Origin of the sequence: Streptomyces sp. SPB074, from assembly GCF_000154905.1 — a bacterium.
In the GTDB taxonomy this organism is placed as follows: Bacteria; Actinomycetota; Actinomycetes; order Streptomycetales; family Streptomycetaceae; genus Streptomyces.
Window position 1 is genome coordinate 630119 of record NZ_GG770539.1, and the last position, 23461, is coordinate 653579.

Here is a 23461-nt window from a genome sequence, read left to right on the forward strand (position 1 = left end):
CCGCGAGCGCGGCGAGCAGACCAGTGCGGCGAGGGCGGCGGCGGCGCCGAAGGCGAGGGCATAGCCGGACGCGTGGGCATGGCGGACGAGAGCGGCGGCCGGTCGCACGGCATCGCCGAGGACGCTCTCCGTACGCGAGGTCGCCACGGCCGCGAGCACCGCGAGACCGAGCGCGCCGCCGAGCTGACGGGTCGCGTTCAGCAGGCCGGAGGCGAGCCCCACGCGGGCGGGCGGCACCCCGGCGACCCCCGCGATCGCGGAGGCCGACATCGAGATGCCCTGCCCGGTGCCGACGACGAGGGTCGGGCCGAGGAGGCCGCCCGCGAAACCCGAGTCCTCGGTGAGCCGGGAGAGCCACAGCAGGCCCGCCGCCGTGAGCGCCATCGAGACGAGCAGCGTCGTACGCGGCCCGAGCGCCCGGACCAGCGCGGCCGAGAACTGCGCGGCGGCCATCAGCGCGAGCGGGAGGTAGGCGAAGCCCGTGCGCAGCGGGCTGTAGTCCCGTACCTGCTGGAGGAAGAGGGTCAGGAAGTAGAACATGCTGAACAGCGCGGCGCCGCTCGTCATCGCGACGACGTTCCCCGCCGCCACCGACCGGGAGCGGAGGATGTCGAGCGGCATGAGCGGCTGCGGCGCGAACCGCCCCTCGATCACGAGGAAGGCGGCGAGCAGGGCGAGACCGCCCAGGAGCGGGACGAGGGTCGCCGCGGCGCCCCAGCCGTGCGCGCCGCCGCGCACGATGCCGAGGACGAGCGCGAGCAGCCCGAGCGTGACGGCGAGCGCCCCGGCCACGTCCACCCGCCGGTCCTCGCGCGCGCCGCGTACCTCCGTGATGCCGAGGGCGATCCCCCCGAGGAGCAGCACCCCGATCGGTACGTTGACGAAGAGGACCCAGCGCCAGGACAGGGCGTCCGTGAGCGCTCCCCCGGCGAGCGCGCCGAAGGCGCCGCCCGCGCCCGAGACCGCTCCCCAGGCGCCGAAGGCGCGGTGGCGCCGCCGGGGTTCGGTGAAGCTCGTGCCGAGCACGGCGAACGTCGTGGGCGCGATCACGGCGGCGGCGAGGCCCTGCACGGCGCGCGCGACGACGAGGGAGCCCGCGTTCTGGCCGAGGCCGCCGGCCAGGCTCGCGAGGGTGAAGAGGGCGACGGCCGCGAGGAAGACCCCGCGCCGCCCGAAGAGGTCAGCGAGCCGCCCGCCGAGCAGCAGGAAACCGGCGAAGGTCACGGTGTAGGCGTTGACGACCCATTGCAGGCTCCCGGCGCTGAACCCGAGGCCGCGCTGGATGTCGGGGAGCGCCACGTTGACGATCGCCACGCTCAGCGTGACGAGGAACTGCGCGAGGCAGCAGACGAGGAGGACGAGGCCGAGCTGCGGGGAGGAGGGACGGGGCAGGGGCATGAGGGTGCTTTCTCAGGAGGAGCGGCAGGGGGAAAGCGGACGCGGGTCCGCGCTCGGCCCACGTCGTTCCGCCGACGTCGGCCGAGCGGTCACCACCCGGCGGACTCCGGTCGGCGGGCTTCGGCCGGCGGACCGCGCCCGGTCGGCTTCGGTCAGCGGGCGCGCCCCAGGAGCGAGGCGAGGACGGTGGCGGGCTGTGCGCCCGCGAGGGGCGGTTGTCCGTCCACGACGAAGGCGGGCACCCCGCCCACGCCGAGCCGCGCGGCCAGGTCCTCGTCGCTCCTGACGTCCTGTGCGTACGCGTCACCGGCGAGCACCTCGGCGGCGGGTCCCGCGTCGAGACCCGCCTCCCGCGCGAGCGCGAGGAGCGTGGGGTGGTCGCCGACCGAGGCGCCTTCCGCGGTGTAGGCGCGCATCAGGCGTTCCTGGAACGGCTCGGCGAGCCCGGCGGCCGCGGCGTGGTGGATGAGGCGGTGCGCGTCGAAGGTGTCGCAGGGGCGGGCCAGGTCGAGCCGGTACGCGAGTCCCTCGGCCCCGGCCTGGTCGGTGACCCCGGCGAGCAGCCGCGCGGCCTCGTGGGGCGGGATGCCCTGGCGGCGCAGCATCCGCTCCGCGATGGTCTCGTCCGTGACGCGGAGGGCGTGCGGGTCGAGTTCGAAGCTCCGCCAGCGGACGCGGACCCGGTCCCTCGCCACGAAGGCCGCGAGCGCGCGCTCGAAGCGGCGCTTCCCGATGTAGCACCAGGGGCAGACGACGTCCGTCCAGATGTCGACAGTGATCTCTTTCACGGGAAGGACGCTAGAGCTGCGGGCTATCTCCTGGTAAGCCCCGACCTGCGGGTAAGCCCCCTCCCCCGGCGTAGGCGCGCAGGCCGGGAGAGCGCGGACCGGGGCGGCGTGACGCACGTCATGCCGCCCCTGGTCTCAGCTCGCGTCCGTCCCCGCGTCGTGGCACCTCTGTGCCGCGACGATGTCCGGGGTGCGGGTGGCGATCCAGTCCACGAGGCTTTGCAGCGGCACGGCGAGTTCCGCGCCGAGCGGGGTGAGGGTGTAGCTCACCTTCGGCGGCACGGTGGGCTCCACGTCGCGGTCCACGAGACCGTCGCGGACGAGGACGCGCAGGTTCTGCGAGAGCATCTTCTCGCTGATGCCGCCGATACGGTCCCGCAGCTCGTGGAAGCGCAGCGGTCCCGCGCGCAGCGAGGCGAGGATGAGCACGCCCCAGCGGCTCGTCACGTGGTCGAGGACCGTGCGTCCCGGGCAGTCGCCGCAAAAGGCGTCACCATCCGCGGCGCCGGAGGCCGGGACGGGGCCCGGGACGGACGGCGTGACGGACGGCATGGCGGAGGGCGCGACGGCCGCCCGGCCGGGGCCGGGGGGCCGGAGCGCGCCCGGTCGCGGGGCGGGGACCGCGCTCACCGGTCGGCGGCGAGGCCGAGTTCGGGGCCCGGTGCCTGCTCGCCCTCCGGGCGCGGGGCGGGGGCGGCCGCCTCCCAGTGCCGCTCAAGGGGCAGCGAGACCGCGCGCCACCACGGCTCGGCGGGGAGTTCGCCTGCGGGCTCGAAGGGCTGGCCCGGGCGCGGGAAGGCGATACGGGAGCCGGAGGCGTCGCCGAGGTCCTTCGTCCACTCGGCGGGCTCGGCCCACGGGTGCGGGGCCAGGTTGAAGGTGCCCCAGTGGATCGGCAGCAGGACCCCGCCGCCGAGGTCCCCGTGGGCGCGCAGCGCCTCGGCCGGGGTCATGTGGATGTCGGGCCAGTAGGCGCTGTAGGCGCCGAGCTGGATCATCGTCACGTCGAAGGGGCCGTGCGCGCGGCCGATGTCGGCGAAGCCGGGGAAGTAGCCGGTGTCCCCGCTGTGGAAGACGCGGTGCGCGGGCCCGGCGACGGCCCAGGAGGCCCACAGCGTGTGCTGCGTGTTGCGCAGGCCGCGACCGCAGAAGTGCCGGGCGGGCGTCGCGGTCAGCCGCACCCCGGCCAGCTCCGTGGACTCGTGCCAGTCCAGCTCCCGTACGAGCGCGTCGGGCACTCCCCAGCGCTCCAGGTGGGCGCCGATGCCGAGCGGGACGACGAAGGTGGTGCCGCTCGCCGCGAGCGCGCGGATCGAGGGCAGGTCGAGGTGGTCGTAGTGGTCGTGCGAGATGACCACGGCGTCGACGCGGCCGAGCGCGGCGAGCGGGAAGGGGACGGGGTGCAGGCGCTTGGGCCCGGCGAAGGAGAAGGGGGAGCAGCGCTCGCCCCAGACCGGGTCGAAGAGGATGCGGGCGCCGTCGATCTCGGTGAGCACCGAGGAGTGCCCCGTCCAGGTGACGCGCAGCCCCTCGCGCGGGGGCCGGGCGAGGTCGGCGAGGGTCGTGGGGTGCACGGGCAGGACGCCGGAGGGGGCGCGGCGGGCGCGGTCCTCGGAGCGGAAGTAGGTGCGCAGGAACTCCTTGCGGTCCGGCGCGGGCGCGCCCGTCGTCTCGCCCGCCGGGCCCTCGGGGTTGGTGAAGACGCCCTTGGCCGGGTCGAAGTGCGGGGAGCGGCGGATGCGGGCCAGGCGGGCGCCGCTCGGGTCGGCCCCGAAGGCCGGCGGTGTCAGAGGGCGGCGGGTGGGGGGCACGGGGTTCTCCTCGGGTGCGGAAGTTCCGGGGCGGTACGTGTCAATAGTCGGCCGGTCCGCCGGATCGGCGCCCGCCGGGGTGGGCCTTGCGGGGGCCCCGCCCCGAGCCCCCGCTCCTCGAACGCCGGAGGGGCTGGATTTGGTTCCGCCGGAGGGGCCGCCTCTCCGTCCCCCTACAGCGGCAGCAGGTCGGGGCGCTTGGCGTGGACGTGGTCGCCGGAGGACTCGCCGCGCAGGCGGCGGCCGATCCAGGGGACGAGGTACTCGCGGGCCCAGGCGATGTCGTCGCGCCGTTCCTCGAAGGTGCCGCGCGGGCGCAGCGGTGGCCAGGGCTGCTCGGGGTCGGCGGGGACGTCGAGGCCGAGGAGCTGGGCGGCGCGCAGGGCGACGCGGGTGTGTCCCTCGGGGCCGAGGTGCAGGCGGTCGCTGTCCCAGGCGCGGCGGTCGCGGACCGAGCGCAGGGCCCACAGGTCCAGGACGAGGCAGCCGTGCCGGTCGGCGACGGCGCGGACGTGCGCGTTGTACGTGGCGATCTTGCCGCGCAGGTGGCGCAGGACCGGGGTGTCGCGCGTGTCGAAGCCGGTCGCGATCATGACGGTGCCGGCCGCGCCGGAGAGCGTGGCGACGGCGCGCTCGAAGCGTTCGGCGAGGTCGTCGGGGTCGCTGCCGGGGCGCAGCACGTCGTTGCCGCCCGCGACGAGGGAGACGAGGTCGGGGGCGAGGGCCGCCGCGCGGGGCACCTGGTCCTCGGCGATCTGGTCGAGGAGCTTGCCGCGTACGGCGAGGTTGGCGTACCGGAAGGCGGAGCGTTCGGGGAGCCGGTCGGCGAGCTGGACGGCGAGGCGGTCGGCCCAGCCGGTGAAGAGCCCGTCGGGGCCGGGGTCGCCGACGCCCTCGGTGAAGCTGTCGCCCACGGCCACGTAGGACGTCACGGTGCCCTCGGCGGGGAGGGCCTTGCTGCTGGGAATCCTCGCTTCTCGTGCCACCTCGGCATCCTTCACCTTTACCTCGTACTTACGCCACCGTAGGAAGGGGGTGACGCGGAGTGAGAAAGACCACCGGTCAAGAAAGCCCCAACAGCGGAATAAAAGGGAGCCCCCGCGGGTCGTGTCCCGCGACGGCCGCGCTTCCTGAAACCGCCGCGGCGGCCCGCCCCTTGGGGGGAACGGGCCGCCACGGCTCCCAGCGGTCAGCGGGTACGGCGGTCAGGCGCTGACGCCGCGCTGGGCGAGGAAGGTGATCGGGTTGACGTCGCTCCCGTACGCGGGGCCGGTGCGGACCTCGAAGTGCAGGTGCGGACCGGTCACGTTGCCGGTCGCGCCGGAGAGGGCGATCTGCTGGCCCTCGCCGACGCTCTGGCCGGCCGAGACCTTGAAGACCGAGAGGTGGGCGTACTGGCTGTAGTGGCCGTCGGCGTGCTTGATGACGATCTGGTTGCCGTAGGCGCCGCCCCAGCCGGCCGTGACGACCGTGCCCGCGGCGACGGACTTGACCGGGGTGCCGGTGTTGACGGGGAAGTCGGCGCCGGTGTGGCCGTGCGACCACAGGCTGCCGTTGCGGCCGTAGCCGCTGCCCTTGACCCCGTTGACGGGCGCGGTCCAGCCGCTGTCGGCGGCGGCCTTCTCGGCGGGGGCCGGGGCGGCCTTCTTGACGACGAGCTTCGCGCCGGGCTTGATGACGCCGGGGTGGGCGCCGATGGTGCCCTTGTTCTGCGCGTAGAGCTTTTTCCAGCCGCCGGAGACCTTCTCCTTCTTGGCGATCTTGACGAGTGTGTCTCCGGCCTTGACGGTGTACGTCGCGTCCTTCGCGGGGCTCGCGGCGTGGGCGCCGCCGATGGCGGTGAGGGGGAGCGCCACGGCGGCGGCACCGGTGGTGCCGAGCAGCGCGAGGCGGCGGGTGAACGAGCGGCGGTTGGCCGTGGCGGACATGCGGATTCCTTCTCCGTCGCCTGCGGGGTGAGCTGTCGGGTTCGGGCTGAAGCTGCCCGTCCGCCGGCGAGTTGCGCGCGGCGGCTTCACCCCGAGCCGTCCCGGGGTACCGGGACGGCATGAAGCGTGTGGGTCCCCCGCTCCTGCCGGTACGGGTGTGAGTGAGCGTGAGAGTCCGGGGCGGCGGCAGGATTCGGCGTTCCGGCCGGACTGGTGGCGACCGTAAATGCTTCGCGACACGCCGGACAAGCAGGCCCTTTGCGGCACGAATCACATGGAGTGATCTATTCTCCCGATTTACTTCACTCTCCGTGAAAACCTCTTGATCCGGACAGAACCGGACGTACAGCGCTCCCAACGAAAACGGCGCGCACGGCCGCCCACGCTCTTCCGGCACCGTCCGTCACCGCTATGACGCTGCTCACCACGGGGTTTCCCGGCGCTCGGGTACCTTGCCCGGCCTCGCGGGTCCGTGCCACGCTCGGCCTCGCGCCACCGCCGGCGAGCCGCGCCGGCGGCCCACCGGAAGGAGTCCCGTGACGCAGCCGCCCCCGGGGACCGCACCCGAGCCCGTCGTCCGCCCGGCCGGGCCGCAGGAGCCCGTGCTGAGCGCCGTCCGCAACTTCCGCGACGTGGGCGGGCTGCCCACGCGCGACGGCCGCCGCACCCGTACCGGCGTCCTCTTCCGCAGCGGCCACCTCGCGCATGCCACGGAGGCCGACGCCGCCTTTCTCGGCGGCCTCGGCCTGCACTCGGTCTTCGACTTCCGCAACGCGGCCGACCGCGCCCTCGACGGCCTCGACATCGAGCTTCCCGGCGTGCGCAACGTGCACCTGCCGCTCAACGACCCGGCCGAGGGCGCGGAGTTCTGGCGGATCGTGCGGGACGGGGAGGTGGCGCAGCTGCGGGCCGCGCTCGGGGAGGGGCGGGCGGAGGCCCGGATGGAGGCCAGTTACCGGCAGCTCGTCGTGGAGCGCACCGCCGAGCATGGGCGACTGCTGCGGGCGATCGCCGAGGAGAGCGTGCCCGCGCTGCTGCACTGCGCGGCCGGCAAGGACCGGGCGGGCACCTCGGTCGCGCTCGTCCTGCTCGCGGTGGGCGTGGAGGAGGAGGCGATCGGGGAGGACTACCTCAAGTCGAACGCGCGCCATCGCCGTTACCGCGTTTCGCGCGGCAAGGACGCCCTCCCGCCGACGAGCCCGGAGGTGGCCGAACTGCTCGATCCGCTCTTCGCCGCGCGGGCGAGCTACCTGCGCGCCGCGCTGGAGACGATCGACTCGTACTGGGGCGGCAGGGACCGCTACTTCGGCGAGGTGCTGGGGCTGGACGACGCGCTGCGCGAGCGGCTGCGCGAACGGCTCGTGGAGTAGCAGGGACCCGCCGGGGGGCGGCAGCGCCCGGAGGCGTACCGCCCCGGCCGCTCACTGGTTCTTGGCGCCCAGCACGAAGAGCAGGTAGAGGAAGGCCGCGACGCCGTGCGCGGCGACGACGTAGACGAAGACGCGGACCCACAGCCCGGTCGGGATCTTGTCCTCGACGAAGCGGCGGATGGTGCTGTTCTCCGGCGGCTGCCCGGGGGACTGCGGGGACTGCGGCTGCGGGGCCTTCGGCTCCTCCGTCGCGGCCCGTCCGGCGGGCTCGGACTGGTACTCGGACTCGGGCATTACGCGCCTCCTGGGTGGACGTCGCCGAGGCAAAGCGCGCCGAGCGGGCTCTGCAAGAGCGTGTGGACGAAGAGCAGCACCGCGCCGTCCGGGTCGGCGGCGGCGATACGGTGCGGGGTGAGCGAGTCGAAGTGGGCGCTGTCCCCCGGGCCGAGCAGGTGCGCGCTGTCCCCGAGGCGCAGCCGCAGGCGTCCGGTCAGGACGTGCAGCCACTCCTCCCCCGGGTGCACACGCACGATGTCGCCCTGGCTGCCGTACGGGACCCGTACGCGCAGCGCCTGCATGGCGCGTCCCGAGCCGCCGGACTGCCAGTACGTCCAGCCGCCGGCCTCGGTGGGTTCCATCGTCCCGGCGCGGACGACCGCGCCCGGTCCCGCGGGGGTCTCGCCGAGAAGTTCGGAGACCGTCGTACCGTAGGTACGGGCGAGGGCGAGCAGCATGGGCAGGCTCGGCTGCCTGCGGCCCGTCTCCAGGCGGGAGAGGTGGGCCGGGGAGAGGCTCGCCGCCTTCGCGGCGGCCTCCAGGGTGAGGCCCGCACGGCGGCGCAGTTCCCGCAGGTGCGGGGCGACGGTGACGGCGAGTTCTTCGGACGCGCCCTCGGGCTCGGTGCTCATGCTTCTATTCAGCCACCACCATGCCTCTCGGGCAAATTACTTGCCCGAGAGGCAAAACGCCGGGTCAGCGGTGCGCGACCGCCTGCTTGACGATGTTCTTCGCGAACTCGCCCATGAGCCCGCCGTTGTGCGCGTCGTCCATGACGGCCGTGAAAGCCTCCACGAAGCGGTCCGCGTCCTTCTCGTCGATCACGAGCGGCGGGATGAGCTTGATGACTTCGAGGTGGTCGCCGGAGACCTGCGTGAGGATGCGGTGCTTCTGGAGCAGCGGCACCACGACCATCTGCGCGAAGAGCCCCTTGCGGGCGGCCTGGAGCATCGCCCAGCGGCTGCGCAGCTTGAGCGAGTCGGGGCGGCCGAACTCGATGCCGATCATGAGGCCCCGGCCCCGGACGTCGGCGAGCATCTCGTACTTCGGGATCAGTTCGCTCAGGCGCCGCTTGAGGTAGTCCCCCGTGCGGCGCGCGTGGGCGACGATGTTCTCGTCCTCCATGACATGCAGCACCGCGAGCCCGGCGGCCATCGCCTGCGCGTTGGCGCCGAAGCTCGCCGAATGGACGAGGACGCGGTCCATCGAGGAGTAGACCTTCTTGAAGATCCACTCCTTGCCGAGCGTCGCGCTGACGGGTACGTAGCCGCCCGAGAGCGACTTCGCGACGCACACGAGGTCCGGCTCGACGCCCTCCTCGTGCTGGTAGGCGTAGAAGTCCCCGGTGCGCCCGAGGCCGGTCTGCACCTCGTCGGCGATGAGCAGCGCCTTGTGCTTGCGCAGCAGGTCCTGCGCGGCCTTGAGGTGGCCGGGCGGGGTCTCGGTGACGCCCTTGCCCTGGATCGGCTCGACGATGAGCCCGGCCACGTCGCCCCGGCGCAGCTCGCGCTCCAGCGCGGCGAGGTCGCCCACCGGGAGCGCTGTGTCGGGCAGCAGCGGGGCGAAACCGTCGCGGAAGCCCTGCTCGCCGTTCACGGAGAGGGAGCCGGTGGTCAGGCCGTGGAAGGCGTGGTCGTAGTACAGGACGCGCCGTCGGCCGGTCGCGAAGCGCGCGAACTTGAGCGCCGTCTCGACGGCCTCGGTGCCGCTGTTGCCGAAGAAGACGCGGTCCAGGTGCGGGCTGTGGCTCAGCAGCTTCTCGGCGAGCAGGCCGGGCAGCGGCTGGCAGTCGAAGCGGGTGAGGTCGGCGAGCTGGGCGTCGAGCACGTCGTGGAGCGCCTGGCGCACGACCGGGTGGTGCCGGCCGAGGCCCATGACGCCGAAGCCCGCGAGCATGTCGAGGTAGTCCTGCCCCTCGTCGTCCCAGAAGTGGGCGCCCTCGCCGCGCTCGTAGTACTTGTCGAAGCCGATCGTGTGGAGCATCCGCGGCAGCTGGTGGTTGAGGTGCTTGGTGTGCAGCTCGTAGCGCTCGCCGCCGCGCGCGGCGAGCAAGGCGTTGAGATCGAATCCCTCGCGCCGCGTGCCCTCGCCCCCGGGAGCCGCTGCGTCCGTCGTGCCGGTGGTCATCCTTGCGTCTTCTCCTTACGGGCCAGGTGGGCCCCGATGCGTCCGGCGATCTCCACCGGCGTGAGGCCGAGGTCGGCGAGGAGTTCCCCGCGCTTGGCGTGCGGCAGGAACTGCTCGGGGATGCCGAAGTGACGTACGGGGACGTCGACCTCGGCGTCGGCGAGGGCCACCGAGACGGCGGCGCCGACCCCGGCGGTACGGCTGTTGTCCTCGACCACCGCGACGACCCGGTGCCGCGCGGCGAGCGGGGCGAGGGCGGGATCGACGGGCTTGACCCAGCGCGGGTCCACGACGGTCGAGCGGATGCCGCGCTCGCGCAGCAGGGCGGCGGCGGCGAGGCACACGGGGGCCATGACGCCGGCCGAGACGAAGAGGACATCGGCCTTTGCCCCGGCGTCCCCGTCCTCGGCGAGCACGTCGAGCCCGCCCTCGCGGCGCAGGGCCGGCAGGTCCGCGCCCACCGTCTCCTTGGGGAAGCGCACCAGGGTCGGCGCGTCGTCCACCGCGACCGCCTCGCGGAGCTGGGCGCGCAGCTCGCTCGCGTCGCGCGGGGCGGCGATGCGCAGCCCGGGCACCACCTGGAGCACCGACATGTCCCACATGCCGTTGTGCGAGGCGCCGTCCGTGCCCGTCACCCCGGCGCGGTCGAGGACGAAGGTGACCCCGCACTTGTGCAGCGCGACGTCCATGAGGAGCTGGTCGAAGGCCCGGTTGAGGAAGGTGGCGTAGACCGCGACGACGGGGTGCAGGCCGCCGGTGGCGAGCCCGGCGGCCGAGACGGCGGCGTGCTGCTCGGCGATCCCGACGTCCCAGATCCGCTCCGGGAAGCGCGCGGCGAAGGGGGTGAGGCCCACGGGGTCGAGCATCGCCGCGGTGAGCGCGACGACGTCGTGCCGCTCCTCCGCGATCCGCACCAGCTCCTCGCCGAAGACCGCTGTCCAGGAGGGCCCGGCGGACGGCGTCAGCGCCTCGGCGGTGAGCGGGTCGATCGCGCCCACGGTGTGGAAGCGGTCCGCCTCGTTGGCGAGCGCGGGCTCGTAGCCGCGGCCCTTCTCGGTGATGACGTGCACGATGACGGGTCCGCCGAAGCGCTTCGCGGAGGCGAGGGCCGACTCCAGGGCCGCGATGTCGTGGCCGTCGACGGGGCCGACGTACTTGAGGCCGAGGTCCTCGAAGAGGCCCTGCGGGGCGAAGGCGTCCTTGAAGCCCTTCTTCGCGCCGTGCAGCGATTCGTAGAGCGGCTTGCCGAGGACCGGGGTGCGGTCGAGCACCTCCTTGCCCCAGGCGAGGACCTTCTCGTAGCCGTCGGTGGTGCGCAGCGCGGCGAGGTGGTGGGCGAGGCCGCCGATCGTCGGCGCGTAGGAGCGCTCGTTGTCGTTGACGACGAGGACGAGGGGGCGGTCCTTGGCGGCGGCGATGTTGTTCAGCGCCTCCCAGGCCATGCCGCCGGTGAGGGCCCCGTCCCCGGTGACGGCGACGACGTGGGTGTCCTCGCCGCGCACGTCGCGCGCCTTGGCGAGGCCGTCGGCCCAGCCCAGCACGGTCGAGGCGTGGCTGTTCTCGATGACGTCGTGCGACGACTCGGCGCGCGAGGGGTAGCCCGAGAGACCGCCCTTGGAGCGCAGCTTGGAGAAGTCCTGCCGCCCGGTGAGGAGCTTGTGCACGTACGCCTGGTGGCCGGTGTCCCACAGGACGCGGTCGCGCGGTGAGTCGAAGACCCGGTGCAGGGCGATGGTCAGCTCGACGACGCCGAGGTTGGGGCCGAGGTGGCCGCCGGTCCTGGAGACCGCCTGGATCAGGAACTCCCGGATCTCCCCGGCCAGTTCGGGCAGCCGGTCGCCGGCCAGGGCCTTGAGGTCGCGCGGCCCCCGGATGCTTTCGAGCAGTGTCACGTTCGGGCCTCTCTTCGGACGTCCGGCCCGGTCGGGTCGGCGGGATGCGTGAGCGGGGCCGCGCGGCGCGCCGGAGCGGCAGGCACGGGGCCCCGGCCTCGCACGGGTGCGAGGCCGGGGCCGCGTGGGGGCCGGTCGAAACGGGCGCGGCCCGTCACGTCAGGAGCGGTTGCCCGCGACCGTCTCGCGGGCGGCGCGCAGCGAGGCCTGGAGGGAGCCCATGGTTGCCATGACGGCGGTCGGCTCGTAGCCGCAGTGCGCCATGCAGTTGGCGCAGCGCTCGTCCTTGCCGCGCCCGTACTTGTCCCAGTCGGTCTCCTCGATGAGCTGGCGGTAGGTCGGCACGTAGCCGTCGCTCATGAGGTAGCAGGGGCGCTGCCAGCCGAAGAGGGAGTAGTTGGGGATCGCCCAGGCGGTGCAGTCGAAGTCCTGCTTGCCCTCCAGGAAGTCGAGGAAGAGCGGCGAGTGGTTGAGGCGCCAGCGCTGCCTGTTGCCGCCCGCGAACGCCTTCTTGAAGAGCTCGCGGGTCTGTGTCACGCCGAGGAAGTGCTCCTGGTCGGGGGCCTTCTCGTAGGCGTAGGCGGGCGAGATCATCATCTCGTCCACCTGGAGTTCGTCGTTGAGGAAGTCGAGCACCTCGATGACGGTCTGCGGGGTGTCGGTGTTGAAGAAGGTCGAGTTGGTGGTGACCCGGAAACCGCGGCGCTTGGCCTCCTTGATCGCCGCGACGGCCTCGTCGAAGACGCCTTCCTTGGCGACCGACTCGTCGTGCCGCTCCTTGAGGCCGTCGATGTGCACGGCGAAGGCGAAGTACGGCGAGGGGGTGAACTTCTCGATCTTCTTGCGGAGCAGCATCGCGTTGGTGCAGAGGAAGACGTACTTCCGCTTGGCCACCAACTGGCGCACGATCTCGTCGATCTGCGGGTGCATCAGGGGCTCGCCGCCCGCGATGGAGACCATCGGGGCGCCGGACTCCAGGACGGCGCCGACGGCCTGGGCGACCGGCATCCGCTGCTTGAGGACTCCCGCGGGGTGCTGGATCTTGCCGCAGCCCTCGCACTTCAGGTTGCACGCGAAGAGCGGTTCGAGCTCCACGATGAGCGGGAACTTCTCCCGCTTGCGGAGCTTCTGTTCCATCAGATACGTCCCGATCCTGATGGTCTGGCGAAGCGGCATGGCCATCTGGCTCACCTCCTGGGGAGCAGAAAAGTACGGTGCCATTCAGAGAAAGCAGGCAGGACGGCACGGAGTACGCGGAAGGCAGATATTCCCCCGCTGACCGTGCCGATACGGACGAGTTCGTGTTCGGGTGCGTCCACCACCACCCGGACGGCGGCCACCGGACGGGTGGCGGTGGTGGACCGCGCGCGGGCCGTGCGCAGGGTCGCGGCGGATTCCATGTCCACCGCGACGGCGCCCGTCCCGCGCAGGGTGGCCCGCTCGGGGCCGCGCACGACGTGGTCCGAGCCGGCGAGCACCCCGGTGTGCACGGTGCGGCCGGGGACGGCACGGGCGAGCGCGGCGGCGAGCGCGGCGCTCGCGGAACACGAGGTGGAGCCGGCCGCGTCCTCGGTGCGTTCGGCGACCACGAGGTCGCCGGGGTGCATCCCGGGGACGAGCCCGGCGCAGAACCCCGTGGCGAGGACGGCGGTCATGCGGGGCGCGGTCGCGAGCGCGCGTGCGACGGCGCGCTCGGCGTTCCGCGGCCCCATGCCCGTACGCAGCACGGACACCGTGCCGCCGGCCTGCCGCAGGGTGCGGCCCCCGCCGCTGCGCAGCGCGAAGTGCTCGATGCCGAGCGCGCAGGCGACGAGCAGCGGTGCCGAGCCGGGACCGGTCCCGGTTCCGGGGGCCTGTTCCATCAGTTCTCCCCCGGACCCGTGCCGTTGAGGTAGCGGCCGAGCGCCGTCACGGGGAACACCTGCCGGTACAGGTGGTAGTTGATGGTGAAGTCCCAGGGGAAGCCGGTCCCGGTGAACCAGGGCTCGTCCCAGGTCCCGTCCTCGGTCTGGGTCTCGACCAGGTACGCGATACCGCGGCGCACCTGTTCGGTCTCCCGTTCGCCGGCCGCGAGGAGCGCGAGGAGCGCCCAGGCGGTCTGCGAGGCGGTGGAGTGGCCGCGGCCGTGCCAGGCGCTGTCCTGGTAGGAGCGCAGGTCCTCGCCCCAGCCGCCGTCCTCGTTCTGCACCTGGCCGAGCCAGGAGACGGAGCGGCGGATCGCCGGGTGCGAGGCGGGGAGACCGGCCGCGACGAGCGCGGGGACGACGGCCCCGGTCCCGTACACGTAGTTGACGCCCCAGCGGCCGAACCAGGAACCGTTCCCCTCCTGGTTCTTGAGCAGCCACTCGATGCCGCGCCGGGTGCGCGGGTGGTGGGCCAGGCCCTCCTCGGCGAGCATCTCCACGACGTGCGCGGTGACGTCGGCCGAGGGCGGGTCGATGACCTCGCCGAAGTCGCTGAACGGGAGCCGGTTGGGGAACGGGCTGGTGTTGTCGGCGTCGAAGGCGCCCCAGGCCCCGTTCTTCGACTGCATCCCCACGTTCCAGTCCACGGCGCGGCGCACGGCCTTGTCGACCCGCGTCGCGTCGGGGTGGGCGACGCGGCGCAGCGCGAGGACCACCTCGGCGGTGTCGTCGATGTCGGGGTAGTTGTCGTTGTGGAACTCGAAGGCCCAGCCGCCCGGCGGCAGGTCGGGGCGGCGCACGACCCAGTCGCCCGGGCGCACGATCTGCTCGGCGAGCATCCAGTCGGCGGCCTTGATCATCTGCGGGTGGTCGGCGGGCACGCCCGCGTCGGCGAGCGCGACCGTGGCCAGGCAGGTGTCCCAGACCGGGGACTGGCACGCCTCGATCATGCGCGCGCCGTCCTCGCGCCAGACCGCGAAGCGGTCGAGCGAGGCGAGCCCGGCGCGCAGCACGGGGTGGTCGAGGTCGTAGCCGAGCAGGTTGAGCGCCATGATCGAGTACACGGCGGGGGGCTGGATGCCGCCCCAGCAGCCGTCGTTCTCCTGGCGCTCGACGATCCAGGTGGCGGCGGCGCGCATCGCGGCCTCGCGCACGCGGCGCGGGGCGATCCTGCGGTAGCCGTGGAGCAGCTTGTCGAGCTTGTGGAAGACGTTGTCCCAGCTGACCACCGGCGGCGCGGGCTGCGCCGGGTCGGGGTCGGCCGGGTCGGTGTGCAGCTCTTCGAGCGCGAAGGGCGCGGGCCGTACCGGGCGCTGGGCGCACACGACGGTGAGGGGCACGATCGTCTGGCGGGCCCAGCAGCCGAAGTCGTAGATGTTGAGCGGCGCCCACTTGGGGAAGAACATCAGCTCCGGCGGCATCTCCGGCAGGTCCTCCCACTTCCACCAGCCGAAGAGGGCGAGCCAGATCCGTGTGAAGACCCGGGCCCGGGCGACCCCGCCTTGGGCGCGGACGAAGGCGGACGCCTTGCGCATGTGCGGGGCTTCGGGGCTGTCCCCGGCGAGGCGCAGCGCGACGTAGCCCTCGATGGTGGCCGACAGGTCCCCGGGCCCGCCGTAGAACGTGTTCCAGGTGCCGTCCTCCTGCTGCTCCCCGCGGATGAAGAGCGCGGCGGCCCGCGTGGTGGCCTCGTCCCTGATGCCGAGGAACTGCCGCAGCAGGAGGTCCTCGGCGTCCATGGTGACGTTGGTGGCGAGATCGCCCTTCCACCAGCCCTCGTCGCTCTGCCGGGCGAGGAGGAAGTCCACGGCTCGCCGGGTGGCGCGGGCGGTGGCCTCGTGGGTCTCACGTGCCTCGGGGCTGAGGTGCAAAGGAGCACTGGCCGTGGTCGCCGGGGGCGTCGCCGCCCCGGTGCTTCCATCGGTCGTCGCTGTCATGGCTTCCCCTTCGTGCAGTCTCGATCATCTGCTGTGGGTCCGCCGTCGGCCGGGACCGCGGCCCGCCCGGCGTCCGCCGGCAGGGGGCGGGGACGTCGGGCGGGCCGCACCGGTCGGCGACTGCGCGTCATCGCTGGCATGTCCGTCTGATGGTGATCATCTCTTCCGTACGACGACGAAGTCCGCGAGCGCCACGAAGGACGCCCGCACGTGTGGGGGCATCGGGACGCTGTCGAGCGCCCCGATGGCGATGTCGAACTGCCGGCGCGCCTCGCGCGAGGTCCACTCGCGGCCCCCGGCCTCCTCGATGAGGGCGGCACGGGCGGCGAACTCCTCCTCGGAGAACTCCTCCGCCGGTACCGAGCCGGGCCCGGTGGCGGCGTCGGCGGCGAGGAGCCGGGCGAGCTTGTCGGAGGCCGGGCCGCCGGCGGCGAGCGCGGCGACCACGGGCAGCGACTTCTTGCGCTGGCGCAGGTCGCTCCAGGTCTGCTTGCCGGTGGACTCCGGGTCGCCCCAGATGCCGAGGAGGTCGTCGACGGCCTGGAAGGCGAGGCCGAGGTGGTAGCCGTAGCGCTCCAGGGTGTCGGCGGTGGCCTCGTCGGCGCCGCCGAGCACGGCGCCGATGGAGGCGGCGCAGGCGAGCAGGGCGCCGGTCTTGTTGCCCTCCATCTCCAGGCACTCCTCGACCGTGACCCGGTCGCGGTGCTCGTAGGAGATGTCCTGGGCCTGACCGTCGATCAGGGCGCGGGTGGCGCGGGTGAGCCGGCGGGTGGCGCGGCCGGCCTCGGCGGTGCCGAGTTCGAGGAGGACCTCGTTGGCCAGCGCGAAGAGCGCGTCGCCGACGAGGATGGCCTGGGCGGGGCCGTGCACCTTCCAGACCGTGTCGCGGTGGCGGCGCTGCTCGTCGCCGTCCATGAGGTCGTCGTGCAGCAGCGAGAAGTTGTGCACGAGTTCCACGGCGACGGCGCCGGGCACGCCGGTCTCGGCGCCCGCCCCGGTGACCTCGGCGGAGATGAGCGCGAGGGCCGGGCGCACGGCCTTGCCGCCGTCGCCGGAGACGGGGTTGCCCTCGGCGTCGGTCCAGCCGAAGTGGTAGGCGGACACGGAGTCCATGGGCGGCGCGAGCCGGTCCACGGCGGACCGCAGCACCGGCGTGACGAGGGCACGGCTGCGCTCGACGAGCGCGGTCACGTCCGGGGCGTCGGCGGCGGCTTCGGCCGAGGGCACAGTCGGCACGTTCTTCTCTCCTCTGTTCGCGGTGCTGGTCTTGGGGGTGCTGAGCGGCGTCCGGTCGGCCGGTGCCTGGGTGCTCATGCCGCCTCCTGGAAGTGGAAGAGGTGCGCGCCGGTCCGGCCGAGGCCCGCGAGCGCGGCGCGGGCGGCGTCGCTGCCGCTGCGCACGGCGCCCTCCATCGTGGCGGGCCAGCCGGTGTCGGTCCACGCGCCGGCGAGGTAGAGCCCGGCGGCGCGCGTGGTGTTGCCGGGGCGCAGCCGTCTCGTCCCGGGGGCCGGGTCGAAGGTGGCGGTGCGTTCCCTGGTGACGAAGAAGTCGCGGATTCCGGCGCCGCGCGCGGCGGGCAGGAGCCGTTCCAGTGCGGGCAGGTAGCGCGCGCGCAGTTCGCTGACGGGGGCGTCGATCTCGGCGCCGGCGGCCGACTGCGAGAGCGCGAGGTACTGGCCCGGGCCGGTGAGCCCGGAGGGGGCGGTGCGGTCGAAGACCCACTGCACGGGGCTGCCGAGCGCGGCGAAGAAGGGGCGGCGCAGCACCTTGCGGTCGTAGACGACGTGGACGTTGAGGATGGGCGAGGTGCCGAGCGCGGTGAGGCGTTCGGGGGCGTCGAGCGCGCCCGCGGGCAGGAGCTGGTGGGCGTCGTGCTGCGCGGTGGCGAGGACCACGGTGTCCGCGTCGAGCACGCCGTCCTCGGTGCGTACCCGCCAGCCGCCGCCCTCGGCGGCCTCGACGGCGTGCACCCGGGCGCGCAGGCGGGTGGTGACGCCGGCTCTGTCGAGGGCGCGGCGCGCGAGGGTGTCGTGCAGTTCGCCGAGCGGGACGCGGGCCCAGCCGATGTCGGCGGCTCCCGGCTCGGTGAGCAGCCCGGTACGGAAGACCTTCGCGGCGAGGGCGAGTGAGGAGTCGTCGGCCCGGGCGTTGAGCGTGGCGACGCCGACGAGGTCCCACAGCGCCGCGATGGTGCGGTCGCTCTGCCCGTGCGCGCGCAGCCAGCTCCCGAAGTCGTGCCGGTCGAGCGCCGGGTCGGCGGGGTCGAGGCGGCGCAGCGCGAGCGCGGCGCGTGCCACCGAGGCGCGTTCGAGCGGGCTCAGGTGCGGGTACGTGGCGAGACCGGCCGCGAGGTGCAGGGGCACCGGGGCCTGGGTACGCCGCAGCCGGCCCAGGCGCCCGCTGCGGGCGTCGAGGACGGGTACGTCGAGCCGGTCCTGCACGGGGGCGAGGTGGGCGGCGTCGATGCGGTGCAGGAACTGCTGGTAAGCGGTGCAGCAGCGCAGGTGGACGTGCTGGCCGTTGTCGACGGTGAGGTCGCCGCGCCGGAAGGAGAAGGCGAGCCCGCCGAGGCGGGGCCTGCCCTCCAGGAGGCTGACCCGGACGCCCGCGTCGGCGAGGCCGAGCGCGGCGGTCACCCCGGCGAGTCCGCCGCCGATGACGACGGCGTGTCCCGCGCCGCCGGTGGGGGTGGTGGCTGAATCGGCCTGTTCGGTCATGCGTCCTCCCTGCCCGCCCCCGGGGTGGTGGCGTGCGCAGTGAGGGACGCGGACCTCAGCCCGGAGGTTGCCCGGTCGTGACCGGGTACGGGTGCCGTCGCGCGGCTCTGCCGCAGGGCCCTGCGTGTCATGCTTGTTCCCCGGCTCTCTGTCGCGCCGCGGCCTTGGCGTCGACCCCGGCGAGGCCGCGCACGGCGACGTACGCCTTCTCGCGGGCGGGCAGCGAGACCCGGCCGCGCAGGACGGCGTCGGGGTCCTGCTCGATGCGGTCCAGGAGGCGGTGGTAGATCCCGGCCATGGCCGAGACGCAGGCGCCGCCGCGCCGGTCGAGCATGGGCAGGAGCCGATAGCCCTCTTCGAAGAGCGCGCGGGCGCGGCGCACCTCGAAGTGGACGAGGCCCGCGAAGTCCGCGCCCTCCGGCAGGGTCGCCGACCCGAAGCCGGCCGAGCAACCGAATTTGTCGAGGTCCTCGGCGGGCAGGTAGGTACGGCCGTTCCCGGCGTCCTCGCGCACGTCGCGCAGGATGTTGGTGAGCTGGAGCGCGAGGCCGAGCGTGTTGGCGTACTCGGGGGCGCGAACGCGGTCGCGCGCGCTGACCCGTACGCCGAAGACGCCGAGCGAGAGCCGGCCGATGGCTCCGGCGACGCAGCGGCAGTAGTCGGCGAGTTCGTCCCAGGTGCGGTAGGCGCGGCCCTGTACGTCCATCAGGACGCCGTCGATCAGCTCGTCCAGGGCGCCGAGCGGCACCGGGAAGCGCAGCGCCGTGTCCGCGAGGGCGACGGCGACCGGGTCGGTGTCGTCCTCGGCGACGTCCTTGGCCCGGACCCGCTCCAGGAGTGCGCGGCACTCGTTGAGCCGGCGCGTCTTCTCCTCCGGCACGAGCGTGCCGTCGCCGATGTCGTCCACGCGGCGTGAGAAGGCGTACACGGCCGACATGGCGCGGCGCTTGTCGCCGGGCAGCAGCCGGATGCCGTAGGCGAAGTTCTTCGCCTCGGCGCCCGTGACGCTCTCGCAGTAGCCGTAGGCGGCGTTCACGGCCGCGGGCAGCGCGCCTTGCTCCTTCATCGTCGGACTCACCCCTCTCCTCGCAGTACTGCTCCCATCTCGCGCAGCAGCCGGGCCTTGGTGGGCTTCGGCGTGGTGGCGAGTACGTCGTTGCCCGTCCCGGCGATCGCGTCGAGGGCCGCGCGGCCCCCGGCGACGAAGCCGGCGAGCAGGAGCCGCAGCCGCCCGCGCACGCTCGCGACGAGGGGCAGTCCCTCGTCGAGCAGGGCGCGGGCGCGGTCGGCCTCGAAGGCGATGAGGGCGCGGACCCGGGCGTTCGCGTGCGGGGCCGCGAGGTCCGCCTCGGTGACGCGAAAGCGCGTCATGTCCTCGGCGGGCAGGTAGACGCGGTCGCGCCGCAGGTCCTCGGCGACGTCCTGGAGGTGCTCGACGAGCTGGAGCCCGGTGCACACGGCGTCGGAGCGGCGCAGCCGCTCGTCGCTCTCGGTCCCGGTGAGGCCGAGCACGAGGCGGCCCACGGGGTTCGCGGACAGCTCGCAGTAGGCGGCCAGTTCGTCCCAGGTGGCGTAGCGGCCGACCTTCTGGTCCTGCCGGTTGGCGCCGATGAGCGCCTCGAAGGGCTCGGGGACGAGGCCGCGGCGGCGCACGGTGGGGCGCAGGGCGCGCAGGAGGGGGTGGTGGGGGGTGCCGGTGGAGCGGAAGACGCGGGCGAGATCGGTTTCGAGCGCGTCGAGGAGGACGAGCCGGTCGTCGGCCTGGTCCTCGGGGACGTCGAGGTAGCGGGCGTCGGCGCCGCCGGGGGCGAGGTCGCCGTCGCCGATGTCGTCCACGAGGCGGGCGAAGCCGTAGACCGCCATGAGGTCGGCGCGCCAGGACGCGGGCACGAAGAAGGGCGCCACCGGGAAGTTCTCCGCCCCGGCCTTGCCGAGCGTGGCGTTCTCCGTCGTGGTGGCGTGCGCCGTCGCGGTACCGGGCGCCGCGGCGCGGGGGGCGCTCATCGGCGGCCGCCCGTCGCGGGGACGGCGGGTACAGCGTGGAGGCGGAGGTCGTCCGTAGCCAATGCCGTCACATCTCCCGTTCTACACTGCGCACACAAAACTCACTATTTCGGACACGCCGCCCGGCCGCCGCCCGGGCGTTTCGGAGCAGCATGTCCACCTGTGCGGTATCGCACCACTCGTCGCGATTCGGCACCGGCACAGCTTACGTTGTACAACTCAACCGCTCGCGGCGGGGTGTTCAGCACGTCACAAGAACACACCGATTGCCGTCAACCTTCCCGACCTGCGATGTAGTTGACTGATCTTTGACCCGCTCGGCCGCGCGCCGGGAATAAACGCCGCCTCCCGCCGGGACACGAAGGAACCCCTGCCGGATTTGTCCGGCAGGGGTTCCGCTTTCGTTCCCGCCGCCGCGAAGAAGGAACGAGAATCCCTCTTACGGCGTTTCAGCTATTTACTTACTGGTGAACTTCTCGTACTCCTTCATCACCTCGGACGTGGGCCCGTCCATCCGCAGCTCGCCGTGCTCCAGCCACAGGACGCGGTCGCAGGTGTCGCGGATCGACTTGTTGTTGTGGCTCACGAGGAAGACCGTCCCGGCCTCCTTGCGCAGCTCCCTGATCCGGGCCTCGGAGCGCTTCTGGAAGGCGCGGTCGCCGGTGGCGAGGGCCTCGTCGATCATGAGGACGTCGTGGTCCTTGGCCGCCGCGATGGAGAAGCGGAGCCGGGCCGCCATGCCGGAGGAGTACGTCCGCATCGGCAGCGTGATGAAGTCGCCCTTCTCGTTGATCCCCGAGAAGTCCACGATCTCCTGGTAGCGGTTCCTGACCTCCTCGCGGCTCATGCCCATCGCGAGCCCGCCGAGGATCACGTTGCGCTCGCCGGTGAGGTCGTTCATGAGCGCGGCGTTGACGCCGAGCAGCGAGGGCTGCCCGTCGGTGTAGACCTTGCCGCTCTCGGCCGGGAGCAGTCCCGCGATCGCCCGCAGGAGCGTCGACTTGCCCGAACCGTTGGAGCCGATGAGGCCGATGGCCTGCCCCCGGTACGCGGTGAAGGAGACCCCGCGCACGGCGTGCACCTTGCGCACCCCGGGCGAGTCGCCGCGCTTGACGATGCGGTTGAGCGCCGCCGTGGCGCTGCCCCTGCCGCCCTTGGCCCCGTGCACCCGGTAGACGATGTGCAGTTCGTCCGCGATCACCGTGGGCATGTGCTCCCGGCCCGCGTTGCGTCCCTCAGCCACGGCCATACCGTTCCTCCGCCTTCCAGAAGTACACGAACCCGAGAGCCCCGACGACCACGGCCCAGCCCAGCGCGAAGGCCCACACGTGCGGCGGCAGGTAGGCGGTGTCGTAGCCGTCGATGAGCGAGTAGCGCACGAGGTCCATGTAGACGGCCGCCGGGTTCCACTGGAGCACGTCGCCCACCCATCCGGGCACGTTCTTGCCGGCGAGCATCGCGGGGAGGCTGAACATGACGCCCGAGGCGTACATCCACGTGCGCATCACGAAGGGCATGAGCTGCGCGAGGTCGGGGGTCTTCGCCCCGGCGCGCGCGAAGATGAGCGCGAGCCCGGTGTTGAACGCGAACTGGAGCACGAGCGCCGGGACGACGAGGGGCCAGCGCATGGTGGGGTAGCAGCCCGTCGCGAAGAGGATCACGACCAGCACGATCATCGAGTACAGGAGCTGCTGGAGCTGCTGGAGCGAGAAGGAGATGGGCAGCGAGGCGCGCGGGAAGTGCAGGGCGCGGACCAGGCCGAGGTTGCCCGAGATGGCCCGGACACCGGCCTGCACCGAGGACTGCGTGAAGGAGAAGATGAAGACGCCGGTGACGAGGAAGGGGACGTAGATGTCCTTGTCGATGCCCTTCCGCGCCCCGAGCAGCAGCCCGAAGATGAAGAAGTAGACGAGCGCGTTGAGCAGCGGCGTCGCGACCTGCCACAGCTGCCCGAGCTTCGCCTGGCTGTACTGCGCCGTGAGCTTGGCCCGCGAGAACGCCAGGATGAAGTGGCGGCGGCCCCACAGCTCACGGATGTACGCGGTCAGCCCGGGCCGGGCGCCGCTCACCGTCAGCCCGTACTTCGCCGCCAGCTCGGGGCGGCTGAGCCCTTCGTCGGGCGAGGGCGGCTGCGGCGGTGTGCTCACCGGTACGCCCTTCTCCTGCGTTGTGTCACTCACGGGGGAACCTTCGTCTGCGGGGGCTGCGGGAATGTGCGGGGGTACGGAACGCGGTTCGCCGGTGCCCCGGGCGCGGTCGCTCCCGGGGCACCGGCACCGGCGCGGTACGGCGTGGTGCGGCGTGGTGCGGGACAGCGTGTCAGATGATCGGCGGACGGCCCAGCCGGGTGAGCCGCCACACCGTGCGCCAGCGCATCGGGCGGCGCGGTCCGCAGCTCTTCGCCCAGCCCTCGCGGAAGCCACCGAACCAGGCGCGCAGCGCGGCACCGTTCGGCCGCCGCGCGAGGGTGAGCAGGAGCCACACGCCGAGGTAGACGGGGACGAGGGGCAGCGGCAGGTTGCGGCGCGCGAGCCAGACCCGGTTGCGGGCCACCATGCGGTGGTAGACCGCGTGCCGCGAGGGGGCCGTCGTGGGGTGCAGGAGCACCATGTCGGCCCGGTAGCCGATCGACCAGCCGGCGTCCAGGGCCCGCCAGGCGAGGTCGGTCTCCTCGTGGGCGTAGAAGAAGTCCCCCGGCAGCAGCCCGGCCTCGGCGAAGACCCGGGTGCGGACCGCGTTGGCGCCGCCGAGGAACGTGGTGACCTCGGAGGAGCGCATCGGGTCCGAGGCCCGCAGGCGCGGGACGTGGCGGCGCTGCGTGACGCCGGTGTCGGGGTCGGCGATGCGGAAGCTGATGATGCCGAGCTTCTCGTTCGCCAGGAACGCCTGGCGGCACAGCTCGGCGGTGTCGGTCCGCTCCAGGAGCCCGTCGTCGTCGAGGAAGAGGAGGATGTCGACCTCGCGCCCGGCCGGGCCGAACGCCTCGATCCCGACGTTGCGGCCCCCGGGGATGCCGAGGTTCTCCGGCAGCTCCACGGTGCGGACGCCCTCGGGCACCTCGGGCACCGGGGAACCGTTGCCGACGACGACGACCTGGACGGGCTCGCCCTCCTGCTTGGCGACCGAGTCGAGGAGCAGTCGCAGCTCCTCGGGACGGTTGCCCATGGTGATGATGACGGCGCCCACCGTCGGCGCGGACTTGCTCATGCCTGCTTCCTCTTCCTTCTCGCGCCCCGGGGACGCGGGTGCGCCGCTGCCCCGGGCCCGGCGCTCATATCGCTCGTCGCACGTCTTCGCCCGTCACGGACG

The 23461-nt window shown here is 73.2% G+C and carries 21 protein-coding genes and 1 riboswitch; of the genes, 1 reads left to right on the forward strand and 20 read right to left on the reverse strand.

Annotated features, from left to right (window positions below):
• From SSBG_RS02570 to SSBG_RS02595, 6 genes are all read right to left on the reverse strand, one after another.
• The coding region (locus tag SSBG_RS02570; protein ID WP_008744673.1) for an MFS transporter at nt 1–1398 on the reverse strand (1398 nt) is incomplete at its 3' end.
• A gap of 152 nt (nt 1399–1550) precedes the next feature.
• Complete coding sequence (locus tag SSBG_RS02575; RefSeq protein WP_008744674.1) at nt 1551–2186, reverse strand: DsbA family oxidoreductase; 636 nt, start codon at nt 2184–2186, stop codon at nt 1551–1553.
• Nucleotides 2187–2321: 135 nt separating this feature from the next.
• Entirely contained in the window at nt 2322–2738 is a 417-nt protein-coding gene (locus tag SSBG_RS02580; protein ID WP_008744675.1) for a winged helix-turn-helix transcriptional regulator, read from the reverse strand.
• Nucleotides 2739–2812: 74 nt separating this feature from the next.
• Nucleotides 2813–3997, reverse strand: coding sequence for an MBL fold metallo-hydrolase (locus SSBG_RS02585; protein WP_008744676.1), 1185 nt, complete (start codon nt 3995–3997; stop codon nt 2813–2815).
• 173 nt (nt 3998–4170) lie between these two features.
• Nucleotides 4171–4983 carry an SGNH/GDSL hydrolase family protein gene (locus SSBG_RS02590; RefSeq protein ID WP_008744677.1) on the reverse strand — a complete coding sequence of 271 codons (813 nt, stop codon included), beginning with the start codon at nt 4981–4983 and terminating at the stop codon, nt 4171–4173.
• Nucleotides 4984–5202: 219 nt separating this feature from the next.
• Nucleotides 5203–5925 (reverse strand): M23 family metallopeptidase, encoded by a 723-nt coding sequence (locus SSBG_RS02595; RefSeq protein WP_008744678.1) that lies wholly within the window; start codon nt 5923–5925, stop codon nt 5203–5205.
• 2 nt (nt 5926–5927) lie between these two features.
• Nucleotides 5928–6103, reverse strand: a riboswitch (cyclic di-AMP (ydaO/yuaA leader).
• A gap of 358 nt (nt 6104–6461) precedes the next feature.
• Here SSBG_RS02595 and SSBG_RS02600 point away from each other — a divergent pair.
• Nucleotides 6462–7295 carry a tyrosine-protein phosphatase gene (locus tag SSBG_RS02600; protein WP_008744679.1) on the forward strand — a complete coding sequence of 278 codons (834 nt, stop codon included), beginning with the start codon at nt 6462–6464 and terminating at the stop codon, nt 7293–7295.
• Between the two features lie 51 nt (nt 7296–7346).
• Here the strand turns inward: SSBG_RS02600 and SSBG_RS02605 are convergent, their stop codons facing one another.
• The 14 genes from SSBG_RS02605 to SSBG_RS02670 all read right to left on the reverse strand — a co-directional run bounded on the left by SSBG_RS02605 (nt 7347) and on the right by SSBG_RS02670 (nt 23359).
• Entirely contained in the window at nt 7347–7589 is a 243-nt protein-coding gene (locus tag SSBG_RS02605; RefSeq protein WP_037868777.1) for a DUF6126 family protein, read from the reverse strand.
• The gene (locus SSBG_RS02610) at nt 7589–8203 is read right to left on the reverse strand and encodes a helix-turn-helix domain-containing protein (protein WP_008744680.1); all 615 of its coding nucleotides are present in this window, start codon (nt 8201–8203) and stop codon (nt 7589–7591) included. The genes SSBG_RS02605 and SSBG_RS02610 overlap by 1 nt, the downstream gene beginning before the upstream one ends.
• Nucleotides 8204–8267: 64 nt before the next feature.
• Nucleotides 8268–9698, reverse strand: coding sequence for an aspartate aminotransferase family protein (locus SSBG_RS02615; protein WP_008744681.1), 1431 nt, complete (start codon nt 9696–9698; stop codon nt 8268–8270).
• Nucleotides 9695–11590 (reverse strand): 1-deoxy-D-xylulose-5-phosphate synthase, encoded by a 1896-nt coding sequence (gene dxs, locus SSBG_RS02620; protein WP_008744682.1) that lies wholly within the window; start codon nt 11588–11590, stop codon nt 9695–9697. Before dxs ends, SSBG_RS02615 begins: the two co-directional genes overlap by 4 nt.
• 159 nt (nt 11591–11749) lie before the next feature.
• Entirely contained in the window at nt 11750–12772 is a 1023-nt protein-coding gene (hpnH, locus tag SSBG_RS02625; RefSeq protein WP_008744683.1) for an adenosyl-hopene transferase HpnH, read from the reverse strand.
• A 5-nt stretch (nt 12773–12777) separates the two neighbouring features.
• A complete protein-coding gene (locus tag SSBG_RS02630; RefSeq protein ID WP_008744684.1) occupies nt 12778–13452 on the reverse strand; it encodes a hypothetical protein in 675 nt (224 codons plus the stop codon).
• Nucleotides 13452–15431, reverse strand: a complete 1980-nt coding sequence (gene shc / locus SSBG_RS02635; protein ID WP_078491200.1) for a squalene--hopene cyclase — start codon at nt 15429–15431, stop codon at nt 13452–13454. Before shc ends, SSBG_RS02630 begins: the two co-directional genes overlap by 1 nt.
• A 156-nt stretch (nt 15432–15587) precedes the next feature.
• The gene (locus SSBG_RS02640; RefSeq protein ID WP_008744686.1) at nt 15588–16745 is read right to left on the reverse strand and encodes a polyprenyl synthetase family protein; all 1158 of its coding nucleotides are present in this window, start codon (nt 16743–16745) and stop codon (nt 15588–15590) included.
• Nucleotides 16742–18148, reverse strand: a complete 1407-nt coding sequence (hpnE, locus tag SSBG_RS02645; protein WP_008744687.1) for a hydroxysqualene dehydroxylase HpnE — start codon at nt 18146–18148, stop codon at nt 16742–16744. The genes SSBG_RS02640 and hpnE overlap by 4 nt, the downstream gene beginning before the upstream one ends.
• A 127-nt stretch (nt 18149–18275) precedes the next feature.
• Nucleotides 18276–19214, reverse strand: a complete 939-nt coding sequence (gene hpnD / locus SSBG_RS02650; protein WP_037868782.1) for a presqualene diphosphate synthase HpnD — start codon at nt 19212–19214, stop codon at nt 18276–18278.
• Between the two features lie 8 nt (nt 19215–19222).
• On the reverse strand, nt 19223–20152 hold the full coding sequence (gene hpnC, locus SSBG_RS02655) for a squalene synthase HpnC (RefSeq protein ID WP_008744689.1): 930 nt from the start codon (nt 20150–20152) through the stop codon (nt 19223–19225).
• 457 nt (nt 20153–20609) lie between these two features.
• Nucleotides 20610–21401: an ABC transporter ATP-binding protein gene (locus tag SSBG_RS02660; RefSeq protein ID WP_037868783.1), complete on the reverse strand. Its 792-nt coding sequence runs from the start codon at nt 21399–21401 to the stop codon at nt 20610–20612.
• Entirely contained in the window at nt 21388–22332 is a 945-nt protein-coding gene (locus tag SSBG_RS02665) for an ABC transporter permease (RefSeq protein ID WP_050776710.1), read from the reverse strand. The genes SSBG_RS02660 and SSBG_RS02665 overlap by 14 nt, the downstream gene beginning before the upstream one ends.
• Nucleotides 22333–22471: 139 nt before the next feature.
• Entirely contained in the window at nt 22472–23359 is an 888-nt protein-coding gene (locus SSBG_RS02670) for a glycosyltransferase family 2 protein (protein ID WP_008744692.1), read from the reverse strand.
• Between the last annotated feature and the right edge of the window lie 102 nt (nt 23360–23461).

What these genes read in the sequence shown, in the direction of transcription:
- SSBG_RS02580 (WP_008744675.1), bottom strand. Translation starts at nt 2,738, where the DNA reads ATGCCGTCCGTCACGCCGTCCGTCCCGGGCCCCGTCCCGGCCTCCGGC.
- SSBG_RS02595 (WP_008744678.1), bottom strand. Translation starts at nt 5,925, where the DNA reads ATGTCCGCCACGGCCAACCGCCGCTCGTTCACCCGCCGCCTCGCGCTG.
- SSBG_RS02605 (WP_037868777.1), bottom strand. Translation starts at nt 7,589, where the DNA reads ATGCCCGAGTCCGAGTACCAGTCCGAGCCCGCCGGACGGGCCGCGACG.
- SSBG_RS02610 (WP_008744680.1), bottom strand. Translation starts at nt 8,203, where the DNA reads ATGAGCACCGAGCCCGAGGGCGCGTCCGAAGAACTCGCCGTCACCGTC.
- SSBG_RS02615 (WP_008744681.1), bottom strand. Translation starts at nt 9,698, where the DNA reads ATGACCACCGGCACGACGGACGCAGCGGCTCCCGGGGGCGAGGGCACG.
- hpnH (WP_008744683.1), bottom strand. Translation starts at nt 12,772, where the DNA reads ATGGCCATGCCGCTTCGCCAGACCATCAGGATCGGGACGTATCTGATG.
- SSBG_RS02630 (WP_008744684.1), bottom strand. Translation starts at nt 13,452, where the DNA reads ATGGAACAGGCCCCCGGAACCGGGACCGGTCCCGGCTCGGCACCGCTG.
- shc (WP_078491200.1), bottom strand. Translation starts at nt 15,431, where the DNA reads ATGACAGCGACGACCGATGGAAGCACCGGGGCGGCGACGCCCCCGGCG.
- SSBG_RS02640 (WP_008744686.1), bottom strand. Translation starts at nt 16,745, where the DNA reads ATGAGCACCCAGGCACCGGCCGACCGGACGCCGCTCAGCACCCCCAAG.
- hpnE (WP_008744687.1), bottom strand. Translation starts at nt 18,148, where the DNA reads ATGACCGAACAGGCCGATTCAGCCACCACCCCCACCGGCGGCGCGGGA.
- hpnD (WP_037868782.1), bottom strand. Translation starts at nt 19,214, where the DNA reads ATGAAGGAGCAAGGCGCGCTGCCCGCGGCCGTGAACGCCGCCTACGGC.
- hpnC (WP_008744689.1), bottom strand. Translation starts at nt 20,152, where the DNA reads ATGAGCGCCCCCCGCGCCGCGGCGCCCGGTACCGCGACGGCGCACGCC.
- SSBG_RS02660 (WP_037868783.1), bottom strand. Translation starts at nt 21,401, where the DNA reads ATGGCCGTGGCTGAGGGACGCAACGCGGGCCGGGAGCACATGCCCACG.
- SSBG_RS02670 (WP_008744692.1), bottom strand. Translation starts at nt 23,359, where the DNA reads ATGAGCAAGTCCGCGCCGACGGTGGGCGCCGTCATCATCACCATGGGC.